Origin of the sequence: Mesorhizobium sp. B2-4-12, from assembly GCF_006441575.1 — a bacterium.
GTDB lineage: Bacteria > Pseudomonadota > Alphaproteobacteria > Rhizobiales > Rhizobiaceae > Mesorhizobium.
Map to the genome: position 1 here is coordinate 1 of NZ_VFVC01000100.1, position 2,540 is coordinate 2,540.

3 protein-coding genes are annotated in these 2,540 nt (G+C 57.1%); all 3 read right to left on the bottom strand.

What is annotated here, in order from left to right:
- Window positions 1-88: 88 nt before the first annotated feature.
- The gene (locus FJ934_RS27800; protein ID WP_140613588.1) at window positions 89-1,162 is read right to left on the bottom strand and encodes an adenylate/guanylate cyclase domain-containing protein; all 1,074 of its coding nucleotides are present in this window, start codon (window positions 1,160-1,162) and stop codon (window positions 89-91) included.
- A 3-nt stretch (window positions 1,163-1,165) separates the two neighbouring features.
- The gene (locus FJ934_RS27805) at window positions 1,166-1,660 is read right to left on the bottom strand and encodes a Rab family GTPase (protein ID WP_140613589.1); all 495 of its coding nucleotides are present in this window, start codon (window positions 1,658-1,660) and stop codon (window positions 1,166-1,168) included.
- A 12-nt stretch (window positions 1,661-1,672) separates the two neighbouring features.
- Window positions 1,673-2,540, bottom strand: an 868-nt coding sequence (locus tag FJ934_RS27810) for an OmpA family protein (RefSeq protein WP_140613590.1), incomplete at its 5' end; no start/stop codon positions are given.

A 2,540-nucleotide genomic window follows, 5' to 3' on the forward strand; every position in this document is an offset into this window, starting at 1 on the left:
ATGTTCGATCCAACCGAATGCTGGAACTATCTCAAACAGGCAGGCTACGTTGCATGTTAATCGCCCGATGCTCTAGCCAAGCGGCAAATCAGGCCCGGAGCCGCCACATTCGCACAGGACCTGTACCACGCAATTCCGTTTCCCCGAGTGGGTCGCGAGCAAAATTTGGTCCAAGCAGTTTGTGAGTTGCATCCGAAATACGTATCTCATCGGGCTCCGCGGACTTTTGAATACGTGCGGCGAGATTGACGGTGTCGCCCCACAGGTCATAGGCAAAGCGCCTGTTGCCTATGACGCCCGCCACGATTGGTCCTGAGTGGATTCCAATTCTCAGTCTCAGCGGTTCTCCCGCGAAGCGTTCGCGCCTACCCACCTCCCGCAGTTCAAGTGCATAGTGCGCAAGGGCTTCTGCATGATCGGACCGCGCGACGGGCAGGCCGGCCACCACCATCACACAGTCGCCGATTGTCTTGATCTTTTCGCAGCCGTATTCTTCTGAGAGCAGATCCGCCGCCTTGAAGAAGTAATTCAAGATCGCGAGCGTCGTCACGGCCCCAACGCTCAGCGCTCTTTCCGTGAAACCGACGATGTCGGCGAAAAGCACACTCACGTCTGCATGATTGTCCGCAATTTGTTCGTGCGCCTTCAACCGCTGCGCGATCGACGCCGGAAGAATGTTGAGGAGAAGGGTTTCGGCGCGCTGGTATTCACGCGACAATCCCTCCTGGCTCTCCCTCAATGCCTCGTTCGTCGATTGCAGTTTCTCGTTGAGTTGACGCTCCCTCTCTTGCAGGAGCGTCATTTCATAAGCCTTCTGTTGAAGTCGCTGCCTGTTGTCGCGTTCGGCAGTGGCGTCAAGAAAGAGCAGCCACACGCAGGCATTGTCAGCAGCAAAAAGATGAAGATCCGTGACACGCCCGTTGGGCAGTTCCACCATGGCCATATGATATGGAAGTTCCGGGCAAGGCAGCAAACCTTCCATGAAGTCAAGCTGATCGGCAACAGGCTTGCCAGTGCGAAGCGATGAGAGTCCGTAATGTTTAACGTTGCCGCCCTTGGCAGCTATGCAAAGCTGGGCGTCAATTTTCAGATATGCGACAGCGTGCTCATTGTAGAAGAAATTGAAAATCCAGCTTCTGACTTCTCTTGGCAATCCATGCATGATCTATTTGGCGACCATCGAGGCAAGCTGGCGAAACGCATCTTCGACATATGCACCCGAAAGCGCACTTGTCAGATAGATTTGCCATCCAAGCTGCCTCAGTTCGTCGATCTCACCATCCGGTATCGCCCATCGATCGGCGAGATCGGATTTGTTGAACAGCAATATGAACGGCATAGCGCCGAATTCGGCCTCGACCCGCTCGCGCAGCGTGAGCGCCACGGCCAGAGTAGCGGGCCGGGTTCCATCGACGACGAGCACGAGCCCGGTCGCTCCTCGCACATAGCTGACGCGGAATGAGCCGATATCGTCTTCGCCGGCCAGATCCCACAAAATCAGATCCACGGTTTTATCCGGAAACGCGACACTCTTCTTGTCGATTTTCACGCCAACCGTGGTCAGGTAGTTTTCCGAGAAGATGCTTTGGACGAACCTGCGCACCAGGCTCGTCTTGCCGACAGCAAACCCACCCAACATGCAGATCTTTTTTTGCAGCATCCCGGGCTCCGACTACTCCAGGTTTACCGTAACCGAAACCCGGCGATTGGTGGAGTTCCCAGTTCGACTATTTTCATTTTCGGGCACCGCTGGCTCAAAGGTGCCGGCGCCCCGAACCAGCAGCAGTTCCGGAGCGACGCCGCGCTTGTTGAGAAGCGCGCGAACTGTCTCGGCGCGGGCGGCACTGATCGACGCGTTGGCCGTCTCACGGCCCGTTGTGTCTGAATGGCCGGTCAACATGAACCGCGCTGTCACGCCTGCCTTGCGGGCATTTTCGGCGAATTCCTTCAATTGATCAGCCAATCTGTCGAGCACCGGCGACTGCTCCGGTCCCGGGACAACTCTACCGGAAGAGAACAAAATATCGGTCGTCTGGATGGCCTCTCTCAAATGATTAAGTTCTGCAAGGTTCAGCTCGCGCAGCTGCGAGACGTCCAGAACCACTCCGTCCGCCGAAAGTTGTTCGGCGGCGGCCTGTGCCCGGCTGATCCACCCGGCAGGAGCCTCGCCCACGACCAGGATGCGACCTTGGATGATCGAAAGCTGAACCGATTTCGGCGGGGACAGCGACGCCGTCAGCCGCTTAACCACGAACTTTGGATCAAGGCTCTGAAAGAATTGCCACTGTGAATGAACGCGGGCAGGATCAACCTGCGTTCCGGACAGCAGAGCTTTCGGGTCGGCGGCAAGCGGGTCTCTCAGGCCGGAAATGTAGAATTGGCCTCCCCTCTCCGTTTGTTGGGCGACGATGATTCCCGGTTGGGCCTCGAGTCGCGACACATAATACTGCCATTGCTCCGCCTCGCGTGCTTCGGGGCTCACATCACGAACCTTGGAGATGTCGAATTCCGGTCCGCCTGCCGAAAGCTGTCGGGCCGCG

Bases quoted from the DNA above. Each gene is read 5' to 3' on its own strand.
- FJ934_RS27800 (WP_140613588.1), bottom strand. From the start codon at position 1,162: ATGCATGGATTGCCAAGAGAAGTCAGAAGCTGGATTTTCAATTTCTTC.
- FJ934_RS27805 (WP_140613589.1), bottom strand. From the start codon at position 1,660: ATGCTGCAAAAAAAGATCTGCATGTTGGGTGGGTTTGCTGTCGGCAAG.